Origin of the sequence: Bradyrhizobium genomosp. III (genome assembly GCF_000261705.1) — a bacterium.
Lineage (GTDB): Bacteria > Pseudomonadota > Alphaproteobacteria > Rhizobiales > Xanthobacteraceae > Bradyrhizobium > Bradyrhizobium ottawaense.
In genome coordinates, this window is sequence record NZ_AJQF01000158.1 from 29,716 (window position 1) to 49,788 (window position 20,073).

General features: G+C 63.2%; 17 protein-coding genes. 15 read left to right on the plus strand and 2 right to left on the minus strand.

The window, feature by feature from the left end; genetic code table 11:
- Positions 1 to 513 precede the first annotated feature (513 nt).
- From IC66_RS0113380 to IC66_RS0113425, 10 genes are all read left to right on the plus strand, one after another.
- Positions 514 to 1,674, plus strand: a complete 1,161-nt coding sequence (locus IC66_RS0113380) for a transporter substrate-binding domain-containing protein (RefSeq protein ID WP_028142501.1) — start codon at positions 514 to 516, stop codon at positions 1,672 to 1,674.
- Positions 1,671 to 2,336 carry an ANTAR domain-containing response regulator gene (locus IC66_RS0113385; RefSeq protein ID WP_028142502.1) on the plus strand — a complete coding sequence of 222 codons (666 nt, stop codon included), beginning with the start codon at positions 1,671 to 1,673 and terminating at the stop codon, positions 2,334 to 2,336. Before IC66_RS0113380 ends, IC66_RS0113385 begins: the two co-directional genes overlap by 4 nt.
- 11 nt (positions 2,337 to 2,347) lie before the next feature.
- Positions 2,348 to 3,601, plus strand: a complete 1,254-nt coding sequence (locus IC66_RS0113390; protein WP_028142503.1) for an urea ABC transporter substrate-binding protein — start codon at positions 2,348 to 2,350, stop codon at positions 3,599 to 3,601.
- Positions 3,602 to 3,694: 93 nt separating this feature from the next.
- Positions 3,695 to 4,567: an ABC transporter permease subunit gene (locus IC66_RS0113395; RefSeq protein WP_028142504.1), complete on the plus strand. Its 873-nt coding sequence runs from the start codon at positions 3,695 to 3,697 to the stop codon at positions 4,565 to 4,567.
- Positions 4,568 to 4,581: 14 nt separating this feature from the next.
- Positions 4,582 to 5,646, plus strand: a complete 1,065-nt coding sequence (locus IC66_RS0113400; protein WP_038947970.1) for a branched-chain amino acid ABC transporter permease — start codon at positions 4,582 to 4,584, stop codon at positions 5,644 to 5,646.
- The gene (locus IC66_RS0113405; RefSeq protein ID WP_038947971.1) at positions 5,646 to 6,362 is read left to right on the plus strand and encodes an ABC transporter ATP-binding protein; all 717 of its coding nucleotides are present in this window, start codon (positions 5,646 to 5,648) and stop codon (positions 6,360 to 6,362) included. The genes IC66_RS0113400 and IC66_RS0113405 overlap by 1 nt, the downstream gene beginning before the upstream one ends.
- Entirely contained in the window at positions 6,355 to 7,083 is a 729-nt protein-coding gene (locus tag IC66_RS0113410) for an ABC transporter ATP-binding protein (RefSeq protein WP_038947972.1), read from the plus strand. Before IC66_RS0113405 ends, IC66_RS0113410 begins: the two co-directional genes overlap by 8 nt.
- Positions 7,084 to 7,114: 31 nt before the next feature.
- A complete protein-coding gene (locus tag IC66_RS0113415; RefSeq protein ID WP_028142508.1) occupies positions 7,115 to 8,104 on the plus strand; it encodes an acetamidase/formamidase family protein in 990 nt (329 codons plus the stop codon).
- A 16-nt stretch (positions 8,105 to 8,120) separates the two neighbouring features.
- Positions 8,121 to 9,860: a nitrilase-related carbon-nitrogen hydrolase gene (locus IC66_RS0113420; RefSeq protein ID WP_038947973.1), complete on the plus strand. Its 1,740-nt coding sequence runs from the start codon at positions 8,121 to 8,123 to the stop codon at positions 9,858 to 9,860.
- Positions 9,861 to 9,896: 36 nt separating this feature from the next.
- The gene (locus tag IC66_RS0113425; RefSeq protein ID WP_038947974.1) at positions 9,897 to 10,658 is read left to right on the plus strand and encodes an SDR family NAD(P)-dependent oxidoreductase; all 762 of its coding nucleotides are present in this window, start codon (positions 9,897 to 9,899) and stop codon (positions 10,656 to 10,658) included.
- 112 nt (positions 10,659 to 10,770) lie between these two features.
- Here the strand turns inward: IC66_RS0113425 and IC66_RS47105 are convergent, their stop codons facing one another.
- Together IC66_RS47105 and IC66_RS0113435 are read right to left on the minus strand one after the other, a co-directional pair.
- Positions 10,771 to 11,208 carry a hypothetical protein gene (locus IC66_RS47105; RefSeq protein WP_038947975.1) on the minus strand — a complete coding sequence of 146 codons (438 nt, stop codon included), beginning with the start codon at positions 11,206 to 11,208 and terminating at the stop codon, positions 10,771 to 10,773.
- Positions 11,209 to 11,413: 205 nt separating this feature from the next.
- Positions 11,414 to 11,659, minus strand: coding sequence for a hypothetical protein (locus IC66_RS0113435; RefSeq protein ID WP_028142512.1), 246 nt, complete (start codon positions 11,657 to 11,659; stop codon positions 11,414 to 11,416).
- 496 nt (positions 11,660 to 12,155) lie between these two features.
- Between IC66_RS0113435 and IC66_RS0113440 the strand changes: the two genes are divergently transcribed.
- The 5 genes from IC66_RS0113440 to IC66_RS0113460 all read left to right on the plus strand — a co-directional run bounded on the left by IC66_RS0113440 (position 12,156) and on the right by IC66_RS0113460 (position 20,035).
- Positions 12,156 to 12,836: a response regulator transcription factor gene (locus IC66_RS0113440; protein WP_028142513.1), complete on the plus strand. Its 681-nt coding sequence runs from the start codon at positions 12,156 to 12,158 to the stop codon at positions 12,834 to 12,836.
- A gap of 56 nt (positions 12,837 to 12,892) precedes the next feature.
- Positions 12,893 to 14,359, plus strand: coding sequence for a sensor histidine kinase (locus IC66_RS0113445; RefSeq protein WP_080670185.1), 1,467 nt, complete (start codon positions 12,893 to 12,895; stop codon positions 14,357 to 14,359).
- A gap of 93 nt (positions 14,360 to 14,452) precedes the next feature.
- Positions 14,453 to 15,445, plus strand: coding sequence for an RNA polymerase factor sigma-32 (locus tag IC66_RS0113450; RefSeq protein ID WP_083859291.1), 993 nt, complete (start codon positions 14,453 to 14,455; stop codon positions 15,443 to 15,445).
- A 139-nt stretch (positions 15,446 to 15,584) separates the two neighbouring features.
- Positions 15,585 to 18,767, plus strand: a complete 3,183-nt coding sequence (locus IC66_RS0113455; protein WP_038947979.1) for an efflux RND transporter permease subunit — start codon at positions 15,585 to 15,587, stop codon at positions 18,765 to 18,767.
- Positions 18,764 to 20,035: an efflux RND transporter periplasmic adaptor subunit gene (locus tag IC66_RS0113460; protein WP_038947980.1), complete on the plus strand. Its 1,272-nt coding sequence runs from the start codon at positions 18,764 to 18,766 to the stop codon at positions 20,033 to 20,035. The genes IC66_RS0113455 and IC66_RS0113460 overlap by 4 nt, the downstream gene beginning before the upstream one ends.
- Positions 20,036 to 20,073 lie beyond the last annotated feature (38 nt).

The following is a 20,073-nucleotide window of genomic DNA, read 5'->3' on the forward strand; positions in this document are numbered from 1 at the left end:
AATTCTTAAATCCCAGAGCCGTTTGGGCTTGGTCTCGGGATGAGATCGTGCAGAGGCGGCTCGATACCAGACGGGGCCCCCAAGGCAGCTGAAGTTCACTCGCCCCAACGAAACCGACAGCTGGCAGAGACATCCGTCGTTCGTGCGGCAAGCGACGATGCTCTCGGCTGGGCGTGGGCCTCCTGGCAGCTCGGCACGCAGCTTTCAATAGCCCGCCGGAAACCGGACGCCAGGCGTGCCCTGGTGTCTCCGCCGCATCGAAGCGGCGCCCTTGGCTCGGCTGCATAGTTTTGCTGCACCACGATATGAATCGCGGCAGCTTTCGCTGCAATAACGCGCTTGACTTCGTAACTGATCTCAACGACCGTATCATGCAAGCGTTGGGCAGTTCAGCCCGTCAACGCAACGAGCTTCAACCATTTCCAACATCACGCTGATTTGGCGTGCTCAGTTGGCGGCGAGGGCGCCCTCGGCTTAACAGCCGGTGGGCGCTTTTTTGTTTTGGAACGAGTGATGGCGCGGACGAACTATCGGATCGGCGTGATGCTGTCGACGACGGGATCCTACAGCGTCGTTGCGCGCTCGATGCTGAACGGGGCGCTGCTCGCGTTTCGCGAAATCAATGCGGGCCGTGACGACATTGCGCTGGAGCCGGTCGTGGTCAACCCGGCCGGCGACCTTGCGAGCTATCGTTCGTTCAGCCTCGAGCTGCTCGGTTCCGGCGTCCGGCATGTGGTCGGCTGCTACACCTCGTCGAGCCGCAAGGAAGTGATCCCCTGCTTCGAGAAGTTCGACGGACTGCTTTGGTACCCGTCTCACTACGAAGGATTCGAGAGCTCCGACAACGTCATCTATACCGGCGCGGCGCCGAACCAGCACGTGCTGCCGCTCGTCGATTATTTGGCATCCCGCGTCGGCTCGCGCGCCTTCTGCGTCGGCTCCAATTACATCTGGGCCTGGGAAAACAATCGCATCTTCCGGGAGGCGCTGGCCGCGCGCGGTGGCACCGTGCTTGCCGAGCGGTATCTCTCGGTCGGTGATACCGAGGTCGACCAGGTGATCGCGGCGATCATCGATCAGCGCCCCGACTTCGTCTTCAACAATTTGATCGGCACCAGCGCTTACGCCTTCTTCCGGGCGTTCCGGGCCGCCTGCCGTGCGCGTGGCATCGATCAGGCGGCTGAAATCCCGGTCGCGAGCTGCACGCTGTCGGAGCCGGAATTGCCGGAAATCGGCCCGGATGCTGTCGACGGACATCTGTCCTCGAGTGTTTACTTCTCCTCGCTGAACTCGGCGGAAAACGGCGCCTTCATTCGCGCCTACACCACATCCTTTCCGGACGGACCGGTCTCGTCGGCAGACGCCGAAGCGTCCTACATCGCCGTCAAGCTGCTCGGCGCGGCCCTGTCACAAGCCGGCACGGACGACGCCCGCACGGTACGCGCCGCCGTCGCAGACCAGCGGCTGCGCGCTCCGCAAGGCGAGGTCCGCATCGACCGCCAGACCTTCCATGCCTGGCTGACGCCCCGGATCGGCCGGTCGACGGTCAGCGGGCAGTTCGAAGTGCTGCTGGAATCGCGCGAGCCAATCGCACCGGATCCCTATCTCGTTCAGTCGTCGCCGCGCTTTGCCAGCGCAATGCGCTCTCCGCTTTTGAAGGTGGTGCAATCATGAGCTCCCGACTGCTACAGAACTTCAAGGGCGGCCGTGCCATCGTCGTCACCCGGCGAGGCGGATGGGAGAGCGCGCTCGAAACGACGCTGGCCAAGCTTGGCGTCTCCACCGAATATCCGGAGATCATCGACGGTCGTGCGCAGATTGACGTCGCAAGCCTTCAGGCCGAGCGGGACATCCTGTTCATCGACGGCGATCTCGAAGGCGCGGTAGCGATCGAGGTCAATCCCGGCTCACGTTTGCCGCCGGTGCCGGTGATCGGCCTCGTCGGCGTCGAAGCGCCGAGCCGGCTCAAGGCGCTCGTCAATCTCGGTGCAACCTCGTTCCTGCGTAAGCCCGTGCATGGCGGCGCGGTCTACACGTCCCTGTTCATGGGCATCAACCAGTTCCTGCTGCGCGCCGAGATGTATGAGCGCCTTCAAGGCCTCGAGGAGCGCCGCCGCGGCCGGCGCGCGGTGATCCGGGCGGTCGTCCTGCTGATGCAGCAAGACGGCCTCGACGAGGAGGGAGCCTATTCCCAGCTCCGGCGCGACAGCATGCGTGCGCGGCAGAACATGGAACTCTATTGCGAGGAGTTTATGAGCAAGCGGGCGAAGCCGCCCGATACGTCCGGCCGCACAACCGGCATCACGCTGCAAGGCGGCAATAAGCAGGCCATCTAGGAGAAGCAAAAATGAGCAAGTCTGTATTGCGGGGGCTGCGTGCCGCAGCCCTCACGGGGACGCTTGTCCTCGGATCACCCCTTGGACCACAAATGGCACTCGCGGCGGAAAATCCGATCAAGCTCGGCGTGCTTGAAGATCAGTCCGGCGATTTTGCCGCAGCGACGATCGGCAAGGTCCACGCCATCCAGCTCGCCGCCGACGAGATCAACAAGGCCGGCGGCATCATGGGCCGGCCGCTCGAGCTCGTCGCTTACGACACGCAATCCGACAACACTCGCTACCAGGAGTTCATGCGGCGCGTCCTCCAGCGCGACAAGGTCGACGTTGTGTTCGCGGGCTTTTCGTCGGCCTCGCGCGAGGCGTACCGTCCGATCGTCGACCAGTTCAATGGCTTCGCATTCTACAACAACCAGTACGAAGGCGGTGTCTGTGACGGCCACATGATCGTGACAGGCGCGGTGCCCGAGCAGCAGTTCTCCACGCTCATCCCCTACATGATGGAGAAGTACGGCAAGAACGTCTACACGCTCGCTGCCGACTACAATTTCGGCCAGATCTCGGCGGAATGGGTGCGCAAGATCGTCAAGGAGAATGGGGGCAAGATGGCCGGCGAGGAGTTCATCCCGCTCGGCGTGTCGCAGTTCTCCCAGAGCATCCAGAACATCCAGAAGGCCAAGCCCGACTTCGTGGTCACCCTGCTGGTCGGCACCGCGCAGGCCTCCTATTACGAGCAGGCGGCCTCCGCCAACGTCAACCTGCCGATGGCTTCCTCGGTTAACGTCGGCCAGGGCTACGAGCACAAGCGTTTCAAGCCGCCGAGCCTGAAGGACATGTACGTCACCACCAACTACATCGAGGAGATCTCTTCGCCGAAGAGCAAGGAGTTCTACGCCAAGTTCAAGGCGAAGTTCCCGAGCGAGCCCTATGTCAACCAGGAGGCGGAGAACTCCTATCTCGCCGTCTATCTCTACAAGCAGATGGTGGAGCGCGCGAAGTCGACCAAGCGCGAGGACATCCGCAAGGTGATCGCGCTCGGCGACGTCTGCATGGACGCGCCGGAGGGCAAGGTCTGCATCGACCCGAAGAGCCAGCACATGTCGCACACGATCTATCTCGCCAAGGTCGGTGCGGATCACGCGATCTCTTTCCCGAAAGTCTGGGAAGACATCAAGCCGTACTGGCTGGGTGAGGCCGGCTGCGATCTGACCAAGAAGGATCCGATGGCCCAGTACACGCCGTCGAATCCCCCGCCGAAACCCTGACGGCGGCTGGTTGCCCCGGCGTTCCCGGAACGCCGGGGCAACCCCAAACATCTGCGACGGCAGTCTCGCGCCTTCCCACATTCTGGTTGTTTCATGGATCTTGCGACCCTCGTCTTCTCTGCGCTTTATCAATTCGGCGACGCTTTTGCGTTCCTGGTGCTCTCGGCCTGTGGGCTCGCGGTGATCTTCGGTATGATGGGCGTGATCAACCTCGCCCATGGCGAGTTCATCATGTGCGGTGCCTATGTGACGGCCGCCACCGTGCATGCCGGCCTGCCGTTGCCGCTCGGAATACTCGCCGGCACCATCGTGTCGGCGCTGGTCGGCGTCGTGGTGGAGCTGGTGGTCATCCGCCATCTCTACGACCGGCCGCTCGACACCATCGTCGCCACCTGGGGCCTCAGCCTGATCGCGACGCAGGGCACGCTGATCATGGTCGGTTCGACCATGGCGGGCGTGGGCACGCCGTTCGGCAGCTTTCAGGTCGGCGACTACTCCTATTCGATCTATCGCATCGTACTGTTTTGCGCCGCGCTCGGTGTGCTGGCGGGGCTTTATGCCCTGTTCAACTGGACGCGCTTCGGCGTGCTGGCGCGTGCCACGATCCAGGTGCCGCACATGGCCGCGGCGCTCGGTGTCGATACGCGTTTGATCTATAGCCTCACCTTCGCCTGCGGCGCGGGGCTCGCCGGACTTGCCGGCGGCCTTTACGCGCCGACCATGACGCTGGTGCCGACCATGGGAGCAACCTTCATCATGGAAGCGTTCGTCACCGTGGTGATCGGCGGCGCCGACGTGTTCCTCGGCACGGCGCCGGCCGGCGGCCTGCTTGCGATCGTTAAGTCGGGGATGACGTCCTGGCAGGGGCAGCTGTTCGGCCAGATCGGCCTCCTGGTCGCGGTGATCATCGTCGTCCGGGTGCTGCCGAAGGGCATTTCCGGCTTCGTGCTGCGCGAGCGCACCTGACGGGGGATGGCGTCGTGACCGGTTTTCTCTCGTTGTTTCGCCGTCTCGAAGGACCGCAGACCGTCGGTCGCGGTCCGGCTTTCTGGGGCCTGTTCGCCGTCGTGCTCGCTGCCGCACTGGCGTATCCGCTGGTGAGCGACGGCTACACCGTCGGCAACACGGTCTACTTCTTCGTCTGGGTCTTCATCGCTCTCAGCCTCTGCCTGATCTGGGGGTATGGCGGCTCGCTGTCCTTCGGCCAGACCGCCTTTTTCGGGATTGCGGGCTACGGCTATGGCATCCTCACCATCAATTTCGGCTCGGCCTACGGCTTCACGCTGGTGGCGCTGGTGGTAGCCGTCGCGATCGCTGCGCTGTTCGCGATCCTGCTCGGCTATTTCATGTTCTTCGGCCGCATCGCCGGTGTCTTCCTCGGCATCGTTACGCTCGCCGTGACGTTGATGCTGGAGCGATTCATGGCCCAGACCGCAGGGCCGGAGTGGCGTATCGGCAGTGCGCGACTGAACGGCTTCAACGGCATGAGCGCGATGCCGCCGCTGACCATCCCCTGGCCGGGCGAGCCGATCGTGCTGTTCGCGGATGTCGGCCTCTATTACTTCGTGCTCGGACTTCTCATCTTCGTCTATCTGGGCCTGCGCATTCTGATGAACTCGTCGTTCGGCAACGTCATTGTCGCGATCCGGGAGAATCCGGAACGGGCCGAGATGCTCGGCTACGACGTCCGCAAATACCAGCTCATCACCTTCGTCATCGGTGCGGCGCTCGCAGGGCTTTCCGGCGTGCTCTACACCGTGTGGGGACAGTACATCACGCCCTCGAGCATGGGCATGACGGCGGCGGCGCTGCCGCTGATCTGGGTCGCTGTCGGGGGCCGCAGCGACCTGACGTCGACCGTGATCGGCACGCTGATGGTGCTGGCCGCGTTCCAGGCGCTCACGATCTATGGCAGCCAGTATGCGCTGGTGTTCATGGGCGTGCTGCTGGTGCTCACGGTGCTGATCGCCCCGAACGGCCTCGTGCTCGGGGCGATGAACTGGCTCGGCAGGCTCGTCGCCCGCCTGACGCAGAGGGCCGGCTGATGTCGCTGCTCGAACTGCGCAAGCTGAACAAGCATTTCGGCGGGTTGCACGTCACCAACGCCGTCGACCTCACGCTTCAGACCGGCGAAATCCATTGCCTGATCGGCCCGAACGGCGCCGGCAAGAGCACGCTGTTCCGCCTAATTCTGGGTGAGCATCATCCCGGCAGCGGCGAAATTGTCTTCGCCGGGGAGAACATCACCTCTCTGAAATCCTTTGCGCGAATCCATCGCGGCCTCTCGGTCAAATTCCAGGTGCCCGGCGTGTTCAAGGGTCTGTCGGTCCGCCAGAACCTGGAGATCGCACTTCAGATCCGTCATCGCGGCGCCGAGCTCGAAGCCGAGATCGACCGGCTGCTCGCCTTCCTCGGGCTCGGGTCCGAGCAGGCCCAGACGGCCGGCAATCTCAGCCATGGCCAGAAGCAATGGCTCGAGATCGGCATGGCGATCAGCCTGAAGCCGCGCCTGTTGCTGCTGGACGAGCCGACGGCCGGCATGTCGCCGGAGGAAACCCATCTGACCGGAGAGATGGTGCAGCGGCTCAATGCGGACGGCATGACGGTGCTCGCGATCGAGCACGACATGGCCTTTGTCCGCCAGGTCGCCCAGCGTGTCACGGTGCTGCATCTCGGCCAGGTCTTCGCGCAGGGCTCGATCGACGAGATCGTGGCGGATGAGCGCGTGGCGGCGATTTATCTGGGGCAGGCCCATGCTTGATGTGCCGCGCAAGGAGGTCATCCTCTCGACGCTGGCCTTGCGCGCCGGCTATGGCGGCAAGCCCGTGCTCCAGGGCCTCGAGATCGAGGTACGCGAAGGCGAGATCGTCGCCGTCATCGGGCGCAATGGCGTCGGCAAATCCACGCTGATGAAGAGCCTGATCGGCCTCGTGCCGGCGATGAGCGGCTCGGTCGTCTATCGCGGCGAAGCGGTGGAATCGCTGCCGGCGCACAAGCGGGCGCGCCTCGGCATGGGCTATGTGCCGCAGGGACGCGACGTATTTCCACGACTGACCGTCGGCGAGAACGTCGCGGTCGGCGCCGCGATCAAGGGCGGCGGCATTCCCGAAGCGGGCCGACGCAGGATCGTCGCGGCGTTTCCGATCCTCGCCGAACGCTGGCACCAGCGCGCCGGCACCATGTCCGGCGGCCAGCAGCAGCAACTCGCGATAGGACGAGTCTTGATCGCGAACCCCAATCTCATCCTGCTCGATGAACCGTCGGAAGGTATCCAGCCCAACATCGTCCAGGATATCGCGCGCAACATGGTCGAGCTCAACCGCAGCACGGGCGTGACCATCATTCTGGTCGAGCAGAACCTCGACATGATCCGCGCCATGGCGCAGCGCTGCTACGTCATGGACAAGGGCCGCATCGTCGCAAATCTCGATCGCGCAGCGCTCGACGACGAAGCGGAGATGCGGCGCCATCTCGCCGTTTGAACGCTGCCCTACGACAGAAGGAGAAAAGAAAATGTCCTGGCACAAAGATTCGATCATGGCTCGCAAGGGCGTGGCCAAGGGAGAGCGCGGCACCTCGTATACGATCACCGAAAGCGAGCAGGGCAAGTATCACTATGTCTACGGCCCCTACGTGAATCCGGTGCTGACCGTGGATCCTGGAGCGGTCGTCTCCGCCGAGACCCACGACGCCTTCGAGGGCGCCATCAAGCACGAAACCGACAGCCCGTCGAAGATTCTCAATTTTCCGTTCCTCAATCCGCAGAATGGACCGATCCACGTCAACGGCGCCGAGAAGGGCGACACGCTCGCGGTCTATATCGAGAGCATCGTGCCGCGCGGGCCGCAGCCGTGCGGCACCACCGTGGTCATGCCGGACTTCGGCGGCCTCGTCAGCACGGGGCAGACCGCGCTGCTCAACCCGGCGCTGCCAGAGCGGGTCAAGAAGCTGGAGATCGACGCCAAGACCGGCACCAAATGGAACGACAAGATCACGTTGCCCTACGAGCCTTTCATCGGCACGATCGGAACGTCGCCGGAGATCGAGGCGATCTCCTCGCTCGTCCCCGATTATTACGGAGGCAACATGGACCTGCCGGACGTCGGCGTCGGCGCCATCGTCTATCTGCCGGTCAACACCAAGGGCGCGCTGCTCTATCTCGGAGACTGCCACGCCGCGCAGGGGGACGGCGAACTCTGCGGCGTCGCGATCGAGCATCCGACCGTGACCACGGTCCAGGTCGATCTCATCAAAGGCTGGACGATCGCCTGGCCACGGCTCGAGACCAAGGATTTCATCATGACCATCGGCTCGGCCCGGCCGATGGAGGATGCCGCGCGCATTGCCTATCGCGAGCTGTGCCGCTGGATGGCGGCGGACTACGGTTTCGAGGAGATCGACGCCTACATGCTGTTGACCCAGGCCGGCCGGGTGCGTCTCGGCAACATGGTCGATCCGAAATACACGCTCGGCGCCTCCATCAAGAAATCCTATTTGCGCTAACGGGGGGATGTCGATCATGCCGTCCGTGCACAAGGTCGCCACTGTCCAGTTCGAGCCGACAATGTTCGAGAAGGAGCGCAACATCGCGCGCCTGCTCGAACTCTGCGAACAGGCAGCGGCGGCCGGCGCGAAGCTCATCGTCACGCCGGAAATGGGAACCACGGGCTATTGCTGGTTCAACCGGGCCGAGGTTCGGCCCTTTGTCGAGAAGGTTCCGGGGCCGACCACCGACCGCTTCGCGGCGCTGGCACGCAAGTACGACTGCTACCTCGTGGTCGGCATGCCCGAAGTCGACGAGGACTACATCTACTTCAACTCGGCCGTCTTGATCGGGCCTGATGGCATCGTCGGCCGCCATCGCAAGACCCATCCCTATATCTCGGAGCCGAAATGGGCGGCGGCGGGCGACCTGCACAACCAGGTCTTCGATACGCCGATCGGACGGATTGCACTCCTCATTTGCATGGACATCCATTTTGTGGAAACCGCACGGCTGATGGCGCTGGGGGGCGCGGATGTCATCTGCCATATCTCCAACTGGCTCGCGGAGCGAACGCCGGCGCCTTACTGGATCAGCCGAGCCTTCGAGAACGGTTGTTACGTGATCGAGAGTAATCGCTGGGGGCGTGAGCGCACCGTCCAGTTCAGCGGCGGGAGCTGTGTGATCGCGCCGGATGGCGAAGTGGTCACGGTCCTTGACAAGGGCGACGGGTTCGCTCTGGCCGAGATCGATCTCGACATGGCTCGTGCGCGCCGCGTGCTCGGTGAGCCGGTGTTCGTTCAGCGCCGGCCCGAGCTGTATCCGGAGTTGCTGACCGATACCTTCAGCTGGAATTCGCGCGAATTCTTCGGTCTCTATGGTCACGAGCCCTGGCCTGAAGGAATGCGCTCGCGCGTCAGCGTGGCCCAATTCGCACCTGGTGACAGCGTTTCAGGAAATCTCGAGGCGATCGCGAATCTTGCCCGCCGGGCCAAGGCCGACGGTGCCAATCTCGTGGTATTCCCGGAACTCGCGGTCACCGGCCTGGCAGGTTCGGCGAAATCGGCCCAGCCGATACCGGGACCTGCCACGGACAGTCTGCACGCGCTCGCTGCGCAGCTCGAAATCTACATCGTTTGTGGAATGGCCGAACGCGCGGGCGATGCCGTTTACAACAGCGCCTGCCTGTTCACGCCGGATGGAAGGATCACGCGTTATCGCAAGACGCATTTGACGGAAGAGGAGCGGAGCTGGGCCACGGCTGGCGATGACTGGGCTGTCGTCGACACGCCTGTCGGGCGCATAGGCCTGCTGATCGGCCACGATGCGGCATTTCCGGAAGCGGGGAGGGTGCTCGCGCTTCGCGGTTGCGACGTCATCGCGTGCTGCGCAGCAGTCAAGGGCCCCTTTGGATCGCCACATGCGGGGACGGCGGTCCAGCAGTCGGCGCCGATTCCGACCGGCGCCGATCCGCATCATTGGCATCACTTCCGCGTCCGCGCCGGCGAGAACAATGTGTTTCTGGCGTTTGCCAATGTGTTCGATCCCGAACACGGCTATCCCGGCCTCAGCGGCGTCTTCGGCCCCGATACCTTCGAGTTTCCGCGCCGCGAGGCGATTGCAGCTGACGATACGGGCCTTGCCACGGCTCTGGTCGACACCACCAATCTCGACAGCGTTTATCCGACCAACGTCGTGCGCCGAAAGGATCTCGTTTCGATGCGGATGCCGCACAGCTATCGGGGATTGGTCAGGGCGGTGGCGAATAACCATTGAACGTGCGAGACTGCAGGAAAAGAAAAGGAACCGATCATGGATCTAGGACTTTCGGGCGCCAAGGTTCTCGTCACCGGCAGCACCAAGGGGATCGGTCGCGCGATCGCCGAGACCTTTGCGGCGGAGGGCGCGAATGTCGGCATTTGTGCGCGCAATCAGGCGGATGTCGACAGCACTGTTGCAGCGCTCAAGACCAAAGGCGTGGCCGCCTTTGGTGCCTCGGTCGACGTTGCCGATGGTGCGGCGCTCAGGGCCTGGGTGGTCGACATGGCGACCAAACTGGACGGGATCGACGTCGTCGTGGCGAATGTGAGTGCGCTGGCTATCGGGCAGGACGATGAAAGCTGGACGAGGGAATTTTCGACCGACATGATGGGCACGGTCCGGCTGGTGAATGCGGCCATGCCCTATCTCGAGAAGAGCGACGCCGGTGCGATCGTCGCCATATCGAGCGTTTCCGGGCGCGAGGTCGATTTCGCGGCCGGCCCCTACGGCACCTTCAAGGCCGCCATCATCCACTACACGCAAGGTCTCGCCAATCAGCTTGCACACAAGGGCATTCGCGCCAACACGGTCTCGCCGGGCAACACCTATTTCGAAGGCGGGGTCTGGAACACGATCAAGGACAACAATCCCGAGCTCTACAAGACGGCGCTTGCGCTCAATCCCACGGGCCGGATGGGGACCCCGCAGGAGATGGCCAACGCGGTCGTATTCCTCGCAAGTCGTGCCGCGAGCTTCATCACGGGAACGAACCTCGTCGTCGACGGTGCCCTGACGCGCGGTGTGCAGTTCTGAGGTGTCTCCGCCGCGTTGATCGCGGCGGTCGTCGCAAGGAATGTCAGGAGGCCCTCGGCCCGGATCGGCTCAGGCCAGATCCGGGCCGAAGGCAGGGGCCTGCGCTCGCAAATCAGCCGCAGCTCAGCGGCAACGGCGCGTCGGGATGCAGGTCGTACCAATCGTAGCAGTCGGGATAGGCGCCGTAGAATCCATACGCGGACCGATAGCGACCATACTGATGCAGTGCTTGGTGACTGAGGCCTGTGCCGCGGGAGGCGATGTGATCGCCGAGACCGAGATGGCCTCCGTCAAAGCGCTGTCCGCCACCGAATGCCGCGGTCCCGCCGGGGTGGAATCCTCCGCCGAACCCGCCGGCATGGGCCATGCCGCCGAAATGCGCTCCCCCGCCAAAGCCCATATGTCCGCCACCAAAGCCGCCGCCACCAAAGCCGCCGCCGCCAAAACCACCGTGGCCGCCTCCGCCACCGCCGCCGCGTGCCTCGGCCGCCCCGACGGTCAACGTCGAGGCAAGTGCCGCTGTGGCCAAAATCATCAATACTCGTTTCATGGGAGCACTCCTTTTCTATCAAGGTTCCCGGCGATCCCTGCAGTTCGCTTCGGCGTCGTGGTGTCGCCAAGCTTCGTGATGAAGGGAAGATAGGAACCGCGCTGGTCAATCCCACTAAATTCGGTTTCAGGAAAGCGAGGGCCGATCGGCAAGGTGATGTGGTCGGCCGACCGAGGTGCCCGGTCGGCCGCAAAAGCCGTAGCGATCAGAAGCTTCCGGTGCCCGGCTCACACGGGACGTTGTCGCCGGTCCACGGCGCCGTCGCAAATGCGCCAACACGCGGCGCCGGAACGCAGGCGCGACCATCCCGATAGAGGGATGCGTTCGATGCGGCCGGATTGGCTTCCATGGAGGACGGCCGCACGACGGCATGCCGTTCGCGTGCCATGACAGGTCCTCCCAGCATGGCGACTGCGATCAATCCGGTCGACAAGAGCTTGAGGGTAGACATTGTGGCTTCTCCTTTGATGACAGCAGGCAGACCAAGCCGGCTCCCCAAGGAGGTGCGGACGATCGCGACCCAACAAAATGCACGAATTGCTCACCGGAGTTCAACGGCCCGTGATCGCTATTCGCATGGCGGCGACGATCGTGCGAATCCGCAATGTTCGCCGCAGAATCCCATTTTTGCGCGTAACGACGGACCCATCGAGAACATATCTATGGTGCATCGCGAGTCCCGGACGGAGATGGGAGATGACCACGACGACAGCACACCTTTCTGCTCGCGCACCGTCGCTGGCCGCCCTCCCAGGCTTCCTGAATTGCAATTTAGTGGTGTTCCATCCTGAGCCGGACTATGTCCCCGCAGGGCGAGCGGTTCATCGCATGCAGGCTCAGCACGGCGCCTTCGGGCGCAATGGGCGTGGAATATGACGACAAGAGCCGCCGAACCCATGCTTCGGCGCCGCAGGCCGAAGCGCCTCGCAGGAGGTGGGACCGGGACAATGACGCGGATTCTTCTGATCGAGGACGACGCCGAGACCGCCGAGTCGGTCATCGCCGAGCTTGCGGATCGTGGCTTTGAGGTTCAGTGGTCGCCCGATGGCATCGATGGTCTCGATCGGGCGCGCTCGTCATGTCCAGATGCCTTGATCGTCGATCGCATGCTGCCCGGAATGGATGGGCTGACCGTCATCGAGGCGTTGCGCAAGGACGAGGTCGGAACGCCCGTCCTGGTGCTGAGCGCTCTCGGCGCGGTCGATGACCGGGTGCGCGGCTTGCGCATGGGAGGAGACGACTATCTCACCAAGCCGTTCGCGCTCATCGAGCTCGTCGCTCGCGTAGAGGCATTGCTGCGCCGTCCGACCGACAGTCGAGAAACCACACTGCGCGCCGGGCCGCTGGAGCTCGACCTGATCGACCGGACCGCGCGGCGCGGCGAGCGTGAGATCGATCTGCTGCCGCGCGAGTTCCGCCTGCTCGAATACATGATGCGTCGCAGCGACCAGCTGTTGACGCGTGCGATGCTGCTCGAGGAGGTTTGGAACTATAAATTCGTTCCTGCAACCACGAACCTGATCGACGTGCATATGGGCCGGCTCCGTCACAAGGTCGACGGCCCCGGGGAGATGCAACTCATCCATAACGTTCGAGGATCGGGATTCCTGCTGCGCGTGCGCCAATAGCTGCGGCGGTCACTCCCGAAATCGCGCAGCATGCACGACTATCGAGCGTCGAACCGATGCGCCAGTTCCACTTTATTCGTTCGAACACGTTTCTCTGGGCCTTGGCGGTGGCGGCGGCCTTTGCGCTGTTCGTGGTCGGGCTGTTCGCGTTCATCTATTGGAAGATCGATGACTATCTGATCGTCCGGTCGGATCGGATGATCACGACGCAGATCGACTTCCTGGCCAGGCTGCCTTCGGCCCGCCGTGTCAACGCGATCACCGATCACCTCGAACAGGACTCCAGGGGCGTGCAGTACGCGGGACTGTTCGACGTCGCCGGAGCCCGGCTTGCCGGCAACATCCAGCGCGTGCCGCAGGAGCTCGAGCTCGACGGGGTGGTGCAGGGGGTGCGGCTCGATCGCATCACGCAATCGACTGACCACGATCCGGTTGTCAGGGCGGCGGCCAGGCGCCTGGAGGGCGGAGCCATCCTGGTCATGGGGAGAAATGTCGATGAGACGCGCGAGATATCGAGTGTCGTGGGGCAGGCTCTCGCGCTCGGCCTGCTGCCGGCATTTTGCCTCTGCCTGCTGGCCGGAGCGTGCTTGAGCATCCGTGCCCAGAGGCGCGTGGAGGAAGTGAACCAGCGGGTCCGGCGGATCGTGGCCGGTGATCTGCGCGAGCGTTTACCACAGGACAATGTGGATGATCCGTTCGCGCGGCTGGCCGGCATCGTCAATGGGATGCTCGACGAAATGGAGACGATGATCAACGCCCTGACTGGCGTCGGTAACGACATTGCTCATGATCTCAGGACACCGCTCACCCGTGCCCGGCTGGCGCTGGAGAGAGGCCGCACGCACGCGGCCACGCTGGAGCAACTCCATGAGGTCGTCGACAAGGCGGTCGCCGGGATCGATCAGTCGCTCGCAATCGTCACCGCGTTGCTGCGTTTGGCTGAGATCGAGAACAACCGCCGGATGGCCGGTTTCGGCGATGTCGCGCTCGACGAGATCCTGCGCGAGGTCTGCGACGTCTACGAGCCCATTGCCGAAGACAAGAACGTCGCGCTTGGCGTCGCCATCGATCGCAAGGTGCAGGTATGGGGCGATCGCGACCTGCTATTCGAGACGGTCGCCAATCTCGTGGACAATGCCGTCAAGTTCACGCCCGCGGGCGGAATGGTCAGGCTCGAGCTGGTGTCGACCGACAAGACCGCGTTCGTGCGCGTGAGCGATACCGGGCTTGGCATCAACGAGCAGGAACGTGAGGCCGTGCTGCGGCGCTTCTATCGTTCCGACAAGATGCGCCACACGCCCGGAGTAGGACTGGGACTGAGCCTGGTGGCTGCCATCGTCAAGCTTCACGGTTTCAGGCTGATCATTTACCCGCCCCCCGGAGGGAGGGTCGAGATCCTTGTCTCGACAGGAGCAAAGGGACCGCGCCCCAGCACCTCGAGATCGCGCGTCACGCGAGGCTTGACCGGACGTGACGTCGGCGGTGATGCGTGGCTCGCGAACGGGGAAAGTCGAGATGCCTGAAAACGAATTCAGGATTCTCAAGTCCAATTTAGTGGCAGCTCCGCGCGAAGGCCTCTTACGCTTACTCGCCAAGTTCGAGCGCGGGAGCAGCGGATGCAAACTCGTCACGTGATCGTGAGAAACAAGACCTCGACGTTCGGCCGAACTGCGTCGGCAAGCGCGGTCAATGCCTACGCAGCAGCCATCAGGCGATACGATCTGCTGCAGCCTGATCAGGAGCAGCGGCTGGCACGTCATTGGCAGGAAACGCGGGATCCTGACGCCGCCAACGTGCTCGTCACCAGTCACCTCCGCCTCGCAGCCAGGTTGGCGCGAGGTTACAGGGGATATGGCCTTCCGCTGGCTGATCTCATTGCTGAAGCAAATCTCGGGCTGGTGATCGCGGCATCCCGTTTCGAGGCCGACCGCGGCGCGCGGTTTTCCAGCTATGCAGTGTGGTGGGTCAAAGCAACCATTCACGAGTACATCCTGCGGTCCTGGTCACTGGTCCGCATCGGTACGACGACGGCCCAGAGGAAGCTGTTCTTCAGGCTCCGCAGCGAGATGAGGAGAGCGACAGGCGGTGAGATGGCGGGCCTCACGCTGGAGGCTGCCAGGATGATTGCCGGGAGGCTCGACGTTGCGACGCGCGACGTGATCGAGATGGACTCCCGCTTGAACGGCGACCTCTCGCTGAATGCGCGCGTTGGAGGCGACGAGGAGGGAGCCGAGTGGCAGAGCTTGCTGGTTGACGATGCAATCGACGCCGAGACGGTCATCGCCGAGCAGGAACAGACAGAGCGTCGCACCAGCGCGTTGCGCCTGGCACTCGATGTCCTTACGGAGCGCGAGCGGCGCGTATTGGAGGCGAGGCGGCTGGCTGAGCACCCCCGCACACTCGAACAGCTTGGTCGTGAACTCTCCATCTCGAGCGAGCGGGTCCGGCAGATCGAGATCTGCGCATTCGCAAGGGTCAGACGGGCCGCGGTACTGGCGGCGCAGAATGCGGCGTGCGCTTTCGAATCGCGCGGACGCGTATCTCCCGCGCCGCGTGATTATTCTCGTGGCGTTACGGAATCCGCACCGGAAGAACTCACGTCTCTCTGAGCGATCGAGAACCGGTGATGGACGCGGCCGAGCGCAGTCGTTCCGGCAAGACGTCCTGAATTAGTTTTCATTTGAACGGATGCCGGCTCGTCATCATCTGTTCGAAGTTAGGCGCAATCGTCTTCAGGCGGAAGTCATCATGGGAATTGTTCGATTCGCGCTGCGGTTTCCGCATACGTTCTACGTGCTTGCGGCGCTGATCCTGTTTCTCGGCGGCATCGCGATTTGGTCGATGCCGACGGACGTCTTTCCCGAGATCCGCATTCCCGTCGTCACCGTCATCTGGAGTTACACCGGCCTCTCCACTCCGGAGATGGAGCAGCGTGTCAGCACGTACAGCCAGTATTCGATCAGCGCCAATGTCAGCGGCATCAAGAACATCGAGGCGCAGACGCTCAACGGCTTGTCGGTTCAGAAGATCTACTTCCAGCCGGACGTCAACCTCGATCTCGCGATCTCGCAGATCGTCTCGGCGACGAACGCCATCCGCGCCTTGATGCCGCCGGGTATTCAGCCGCCGGTCATCGTGCAGTTCAATGCCTCGAGCGTGCCGGTGCTGCAGCTCAGCCTCGAGTCCGACAAGCTGAACGAACAGCAATTATACGATTTCGGCATCTACCGGATCCGGCAGCAGCTGGCTCCTGTCCCCGGGGTGACGCTGCCAACGCCTGCGGGCGGCAAGTATCGTCAGATCATGGTCGACATCGATCCGAGCAAGCTGCTGTCGCGCGGACTGACGCCGCTCGACATCGTCAATGCAGTGAATACCCAGAACCTGACGCTGCCGACAGGCACGGCGAAGATCGGCGACACCCAGTACACCGTCCGGACCAATGCGACACCGGCCTCGATCAAGGATCTCAATATGATCCCGGTCAAGTTCGCGAATGGCGCCACGATCCTGCTGAAAGATGTTGCCCAGGTCCGCGATGGATCACAGGTGCAGCAGAACATCGTGCGCGAGGACGGCCATCGTTCGGTCCTGCTCAGCGTGATCAAGAACGGCAACGCTTCGACACTTGCGGTCGTCAACGGTGTCAAGCACGCCTTGAAGTCGATTCGGGCCTCGGCACCTGCCGGGCTGAAGATCAACGAGCTGTTCGATCAATCTGTCTTCGTCACCCATTCGGTCGACGGCGTGCTGCGGGAAGGCGCGATCGCGGCGGGCCTCACGGCGCTGATGATCCTGGTGTTTCTCGGATCGTGGCGGTCGACGCTCGTCGTCCTGATCTCGATCCCGCTCGCGATGCTGTCCTCGCTCGTTGTTCTGCATTTTCTGGGAGAGACCCTCAACACGATGACGCTGGGGGGACTCGCGCTTGCGGTCGGCATACTGGTCGACGATTCGACGGTGACGATCGAGAACACGCATCGGCTCTGGACGGAGGAGGGGATGCCGCTGTCGGACGCAACGCTGCATGGTGCAGCCGAAATCGCGGTGCCGACGCTCGTCTCTACGCTCGCGATCAGTTGCGTGTTCACTTCGGTGGTGTTCCTGCAGGGACCGGCCAAGTACCTCTTCACTCCGCTCGGTCTGGCGGTGGTGTTCGCGATGCTGGCGTCATACGGGCTGTCGCGGACGCTTACACCGATCACGATCGGTCTGCTGCTGAAGGGCGAGCGGCGCCATTCCAAGGACGAGAGTCCGTCCGGGATTTTCGCGAGGGCCTCCACCATGTTCGAGCGTGGATTTGAGCGGCTGCGCGACGGCTATTCCGATCTCCTGATGGTTTTACTTCGGCGCCGGAGCATCGTCCCGGTGGTGGCCGCGCTGATGCTGGCTCTCGGGGGCGTCATGTTCATCTACGTCGGCAGGGACTTCTACCCCTTGATCGACGGTGGTCAGATCCAGCTCCATGTTCGCGCACCCGCCGGCACCCGCATTGAGCACACGGAGGCGATCTTCCAGGCGGTCGAGGACAAGATCCGCGAAGTCATTCCGGACAAGGACCGGGCACTGATCGTCGACAATATCGGACTGCCGGCGCGCCCCTATAATCTGGCATTCACCGACGGTTCGACGATAGGGGTGAACGACGGCACCATCCTCGTGTCGCTCAAGGACGGACACAGGCCGACCGCGGATTATGTCAAGAAGTTGCGCCAGGTGCTGCCATCCGCATTTCCCGAGGATCTGTTCTATTTTCAGGCGGCCGACATCGTCACGCAGATCCTGAACTTCGGCCTGCCGGCGCAGATCGACGTCCGGACGGCCGGCTACGGCGCCAACAATCTGGCGGTCGCAAAGCAGGCGCAGAAGAGCCTGGCGGCAGTTCCCGGGATCGTCGATGCGCATCTTCAGCAGGAGGTCGACGCTCCCGCATTCTACGCTGACATAGACCGCACCCGCGCTGCGCAGCTCGGGCTCAATGCCAGCACGGTTGCGACAAACATCAATGTCAGCCTCAGCTCGTCCGCCCAGGTCTCGCCCAATTTCTGGACCGATCCGACGTCAGGCATCCCGTACTATCTGGCTGTGCAGACCCCCGAATACAGGGCCAATTCGCTCAACGCTTTGGGTAACACACCGGTTTCGGCCTCGCTTGCTGCAAGCGGGCAGACAGTCCCGGGCCTGCTCAGCAACGTCGCAACGTTCAAGCGGGGCACCGTGCCTACCAATTTGAACCAGGCCAATGTCCAGCCGGTGTTCGACGTCTATGCGAGCGTCCAGGGCCGCGATCTCGGCAGCGTCGCAGCCGATATCGACAGGGTGACCGCGACGCTGCAGAAGCAGCTCCAGCCCGGTAATTCGATCCAGGTCCTGGGCCAGATCCAGAGCATGCATCAGTCGTTTCGCGATCTCGGGATCGGGCTGCTGTTTGCCGCCATCCTGGTCTATTTGTTGATGGTCGTGAACTACCAGAACTTCGGCGATCCCTTCGTCGTCATCCTGGCGCTGCCGGCAACCTTCTGCGGTATCGTGACGATGTTGTTCATCACGGGAACGACATTGAACGTGCCTTCGCTGATGGGCGCGATCATGGCGGTCGGGGTTGCGTCCGCCAATTCGATCCTGCTCGTGACCTTCGCGCGTGACGAGCAGCTGAAGGGGCAGTCGGCCCTCCAGGCTGCGTTGAGCGCGGGTCGCACGCGAATCCGTCCGGTCCTGATGACGGCCGCCGCGATGATCGTGGGCATGATCCCGATGGCGATCGGAGGCCCGGGCGAGGAGCAGAACGCGGCGCTCGCGCGTGCCGTTATTGGTGGGCTGCTGTTTGCAACGCCGACGACATTGCTGATCGTGCCCTATCTCTTCGCCATGCTGCGCAAGCGCAACGATGGCAGGCCTCATCACGGCGTATTTGAGGAGATACCGAAATGAGCGATGTTGGCGCGCGGACTAATGATGACGACGCAAGGGACCGATCTGATGCGGAGAGCTGCCGGATCGTGGAATTGCCCGGGAGGGGCGGGCGGCCGCAGCGCCGCTACGGCGGCGTGTTGCTCGGAGGTGGTGTGCTCCTGCTGCTCGCAGGCGGTCTTGGTATCGGCGGCTGGCGGCACTATCAGGCCGCGCGCGACGTCGCTGCAGTGACAGAGAAGAGCAGGACCGCCGTTCCGGAGGTTCGGGTGGCCACGGTTCGCCCCAGCGGCGACATCATGAAGGTCACCTTGCCTGCGACGACGACGGCATTCGAGGCGGCAAACATTTTCGCGCGGGCCAGCGGCTATATCGAGAAGCGTTACGTGGATATCGGCGATCGGGTGAGGAAGGGCGACCTTCTCGTGGAGATCACCGCGCCGGAGCTCGACCAGCAGATCGCGCAGGCCCAGGCGACGCTGGCGCAGAACCAGGCCTCGCTGCAGCAGGCGCAGGCGAGCCGGGAGCTTGCCGACGTCACCAATGCGCGGGATGGCAATCTGGTCAAGCAGGGCTGGCTGACGGCACAGCAGGGTGACAACGACCGTCTCACACTGCGTGCCCAGCAGGCGGCCGTGAATGTGGCCCAATCGAATATCACGGCGCAGGAAGCGCAGATTCGCGTTCTTCAGCAGGAGAAGGCGTACCAGCGCGTGGTGGCGCCGTTCGACGGCGTGATCACGCAGCGTAATGTGGACAATGGCAGCCTGGTACAGGCCGGATCGACCTTCATGTTCACGCTGATGCATGCCAACGTGATCCGAACGCAGGTGTTCGTTCCACAGGACGAAGCCTTCGGAGTCGCGCCGGGCGTTGATGCCGAGATCCGCGTCCCCGAGATTCCGGACCGGACGTTTCCGGGCAAAGTTACGCGCATCGCAACCGCGTTGCAGCCGGGAAGCCGAACGCTGCTGACCGAGATCGACGTCCCGAATCCGGATGGAGCCTTAAGTCCCGGCATCTATTGCACGGTCGAGCTGTCGATCCCGCGCAAGACCCCATCGATGACGGTATCGTCCGATGCGCTGGTCTTCGATCAAAACGGGCTTCACGTCGTGGTGGTGCGGAATGGCACCGTTCATCTGCAGAAGGTGTCGATCGCGCGGGATTTCGGTACGTCGGTCGAAGTCCGCGACGGCATGCAGCCTGGCGAGCAGGTCGTGCTCAATCCGGCGATCAATCTGGCGGAGGGCAGCAAGGTCGCCATTCGCAAGCAGGACGCAAGCTAGGGGCACGGGCATGATCCGGATCGTACCCGCCGCGCTGA